This window comes from Stenotrophomonas sp. AGC87 (assembly GCF_057333975.1).
Genome location: NZ_JBHFHW010000026.1, coordinates 24,280 through 25,239 on the forward strand (window position 1 = coordinate 24,280; position 960 = coordinate 25,239).

Annotated in this window: 1 pseudogene; it reads right to left on the reverse strand. The window is 68.1% G+C overall.

What is annotated here, in order from left to right:
- A pseudogene (locus tag ACE026_RS09365) lies at positions 1-960 on the reverse strand (hypothetical protein); the annotation flags it as partial.

A 960-nucleotide genomic window follows, 5' to 3' on the forward strand; every position in this document is an offset into this window, starting at 1 on the left:
TTTGGGGCGGCCCGGCGCGCCGGGCCGTCGGCACCGATTTAGTCGCGCTCGCGGCATTGAACGCCGTGCCGGCGTTGAAGATCAGCAGATCCATCACCGTCAGCACGATGAGCATGCGCCCGGCACGCGGTGCCGGCAACGCGGCGCGGCGCAGCACATAGATCGCGCCAGCACCGATGGCGGCACTGAGCAGCAGCCAGATCAGCGCCAGCGGATGCCAGGTTTGTGCCAGCGCGAGCCACAGGCTGTAGCCCAACACCGCCAGTACCACCACCACCGAGGGCCAGTGTGGGCGCAGTGCTTTTCCCTCCAGGGCTGTCTGCGCTGCGTGCGCGGACAGCCAGGCAGCCGGCGGAATCAGCACGAACAGTGCATCGGCCGGGCGACGGAACAGGTCCAGGCCCGGCAGCGCATGGAAGAGCCATGCAAACAACGGCGTGCGACCGCCCAGCGCGAACGCCGCGGCGAGAACGATCAGGGCCAGGGCCACCCGGCTGCGCACCGGCTGCAGGGTCACCACCGCCCTGCCCCAGCACAGCCACAGGGCCAACGGCACTGCGCCCAGATACAGGTAGTCCTGGCTGATGTCGCCCCAGCCCCAATAATCACCGCGGCCCTGCGAAAGGAAGTTGCCTGACAGCAGGGTGGACAGCACCGGCCAACCGATCGAACCTGCCAGCGCTTCCTGCAGGCTGATGGTGGCGCGGTTGGTCTGTGGCAGGTAGGCCAGCGTGGAAAGCCATTGCGGCGCACTGATCACTGCGGCCAGACCCGCGACCGCCCCCAGCCCTGCAATCAGCCGCATGCGTCGGGCCGGCGGCGCACGCATCAACGCCAGCGAACCGTACGCCCCGCAACCGACGATGATGAAGTACGTGACCTGCGTCAGTTGCAACGCGCACAGCCCGCCGGTGATACCCGCCAACCAGATGTCACGGTTGCGGCCTTCATGCCGCAACC